Source organism: Pantoea sp. CTOTU46764 (assembly GCF_031974595.1).
Taxonomy (GTDB): Bacteria; Pseudomonadota; Gammaproteobacteria; order Enterobacterales; family Enterobacteriaceae; genus Pantoea; species Pantoea trifolii.
In genome coordinates, this window is sequence record NZ_DALYOQ010000082.1 from 1 (window position 1) to 3,082 (window position 3,082).

4 protein-coding genes are annotated in these 3,082 nt (G+C 58.1%); all 4 read left to right on the forward strand.

Annotation, left to right across the window (positions count from 1 at the left end; all coding sequences use genetic code 11):
- Positions 1-454, forward strand: a 454-nt coding sequence (locus tag RTM06_RS20155) for a TagF domain-containing protein (RefSeq protein WP_312184506.1), incomplete at its 5' end; no start/stop codon positions are given.
- Positions 455-487: 33 nt separating this feature from the next.
- Entirely contained in the window at positions 488-1,600 is a 1,113-nt protein-coding gene (gene tagH / locus RTM06_RS20160) for a type VI secretion system-associated FHA domain protein TagH (RefSeq protein ID WP_176971711.1), read from the forward strand.
- Entirely contained in the window at positions 1,597-2,373 is a 777-nt protein-coding gene (locus RTM06_RS20165; RefSeq protein WP_312184507.1) for a serine/threonine-protein phosphatase, read from the forward strand. Before tagH ends, RTM06_RS20165 begins: the two co-directional genes overlap by 4 nt.
- 13 nt (positions 2,374-2,386) lie before the next feature.
- The coding region (locus RTM06_RS20170; RefSeq protein WP_312184508.1) for a hypothetical protein at positions 2,387-3,082 on the forward strand (696 nt) is incomplete at its 3' end.

Consider the following 3,082-nt stretch of genomic DNA (forward strand, 5'->3'; position numbering starts at 1 on the left):
CGATCGCGTGGGCCGCAGCTGGCCACTGTTGGCGCTGCGCAGCTTCCCGCTGAGCCGCTGGCACAGCGCGCAGCTGGCAATGTCCGGCGACTGGTTTCAGGAGCTGGGCGCGCTGCTGCTGCACGCGGTGCGCGATCGGCTCAATCCCGATGCGCTGGAGCAGCAGATGCAGCGTCTGTCGCCGCTGCTGGTGCCGGATACGCAGCGCAGCGACATCATGGATGTGATTGGTTTTGATGATTTGCCCTGCACGCTGAGCTGGCGTGAAGTGGCTGACAGGTTCGATCCGCAGCAGCACATGAGCTACTGGTGGAGTAATCGCAGTGACGGTTTTAGCCATGTCACGCATAAACACAGCGGCCCGCTGACTGCGCAACTTTTTTCATTATTGTTTAACCCGGCGTCTGGTGCACAGCCGGGCCGCAACGGCCTCTATCCACCGATGTTTGAATAGGCCGTGGCGTTTGCCTTGTTAACGGGATGACTCATGCAATTTACCATTGTGCAGTGCAATACGGATGTGCCCGCCAAGACGGTAGCCTTCAAACCGCCCGGCGGCACCATCGGCCGCAGTCAGGATAACGATCTGGTGCTGCCTGACGAATCGCGCGCCATATCGCGCTTGCAGGCGCTGGTGCACCTTTCGCCGGAGGGCGAATGCCGCCTGACCAATCAGGGCAGCGTCACGTCGGTGGTATTGAACGGCGTCGCGCTGCAACGCGGCTCGCAAGTGGCGCTGCAGGATGGCGACACGCTGCAAATTGGTGAGTACGGGCTCGAAGTGCGCGATCCCAACAATCTCAAAACCCGCCAGGACGATCCGCTGGCGTTCTTTGCCGACAGCAGCGATGACCCGCTCGGCATGATGCAGGAGCCCGAGGTGATTCCCGAGCCGGTGGCGCGTCAGGAACGTCGCAACGATCCGCGTCTCGCCATCGATCCGCAAAGCGATGCGCCGACGCTGCCCGCCACCTTGCCGGGCGTCTCTCAGGACAAACTGATTGCTGCGTTGCTGGAAGGCATGGGGCTGAACAACGGCCACCAAACCACCATCACCGAAGAGCAGATGCGTGTCACTGGTCGCATGCTGAGCCTGTTTTCGCAAGGCACCGTCGCCCTGCTCTCATCGCGCTCGATTCTCAAGCGCGGCGTGAAAGCCGACATGACGATGATCCTCAATGAGGCCAATAACCCGTTTAAAATTCTGCCGTCCGGTAAAACCGTGTTGATGCAGATGTATCAGAGCCAGATGCCGGGCTTTATGCCGCCGGAACCGGCGGTGCGTGATGCGCTGGTGGATTTGCAGGCGCATCAGCTGGGGATGATTGCCGGCATCCGCGCGATTATCGCCGCCATGCTGCAATCGTTTAACCCGCAGCGCTTAGAAGAAGAAGCGCGCAAAGATGGCGTGCTGCCCAAAATGGCGTTTAGCACCGGACGGAAAGCGGCGCTGTGGGATTACTTCTCTCGCCACTATCAGCGCACCGCTGGTGAAATTGAAGATGACTTCCACACGCTGTTCGGCGAAGCCTTCCTGCATGCCTATGATATGGAAGTGAATCAATACAAAGATTCTCAGACGCGGACCGAAGACGCATGAAGATGATGTTTGCCAGCCGCTGCCAGCAAGGCATGCGTGACGAAAATCAGGATCGTACCGGCGCCGAGCTAGACGACCAAAAAGCCTGTTTTCTGGTGTGCGACGGCGTGGCCGGTTTGCCTGGCGGTGATATGGCAGCGCAGCTGGTGCGCGATACGCTGCTAACGCAGTTACAGCAACACGACACTTTCACCCCTGAAAGCACCCGCGCCGCCATCGAACATTGCCAGCAGGTGCTGATTGAGGCACAGGGAAACAATCCGAATTTTTCCCGGATGAGTACCACGCTCGCTGCGCTGTTTATCGACCGTGAAAAACAGCTCGCATGGTGGGCGCACGCTGGCGACAGCCGGGTTTATCACTTCCGTCATGGGGTGCTAAATCAGGTGACGCGTGATCACAGTTTGGCCCAGCAGTTACGCGAAGCGGGCTATGAAAATACCGGCATTAACAGTAATTTACTCTATAATGCGCTCGGTGTTGAACCGGCCCGTCCGGCCACCTTTAGCGAGGTGATCACGCTGGCCGATGGCGATGCGTTTTTAGTTTGCAGCGATGGATTCTGGCTCAATCTCACCACCCACGAAATGGAACTGGCCCTGCGCATGGTAAATGCCTGCGAAGAGTGGCTGACTTTGATGGAACAAGCCGTTAACCGCAGTGTAAAAAGCGACAATCTCAGCGCTCTGGCAGTCTGGATTGGCGAACCGCAGGAAGCGACGCTGCTTTATTCCCAGGCTGATGCGGCACGTTTTCTGCCGTCACGTTATTGATCCAAGGATTCTTATGAAAGTGTGGTTGACGGGCTTCGCAACCCTGTTGCTGGCCGGAAATGCGCAGGCAGAAGATTATCGCGTGGTCTATTCACCGAGCCTGTCATTGGAAGTCTACATCGATGACGTGGCGAGCAAAGCGCCCAACGACTGGTGCAAAGAGACGCTGCCGCTGCGCATTGTTTCGGGCAAGAGCACCGACTCCAGCATTCTGACCAGCTTCCTGCCACGCGTTGGTACGCTGCTGGCCAATCAGTGTGGCTTGCTGGATGAGCTGCCGTGGCAGATGACTAATAAAGAGGGCAGCGTGCTGGCTAACGGCAGCGCGGCCAAATTACAGAACTGGCGTCCCATCGTTATAAACGATGCCACCGCCAGCGCAACGGCCAGGAATGCCGCGCCGCTCGATCTCTCGCGCCCGGCGGATAGCACGCCGCTGCAGCATTTTGCCTTGCCGGGCGGCTGCCATTTCCGTACCTGGTGGGATGATAAAGGTGAATCGCTGTTTATCCCGGATAACCCGAGTCAGCACTGCTCAACCGAAGGCTGGCTGGAAGGCCCGAGCGAAATGACGCTGATGATCGACGGTAAAACGCGCAATACGGCACTGAATTTCTATCAGGGCTACCCGATTGCAGATTTGAAACTCGGCGGCCCGCCGTTGGAAGTGGTCTCGGTGAATAACCAGCGCATGATCGTTACGCGTCCG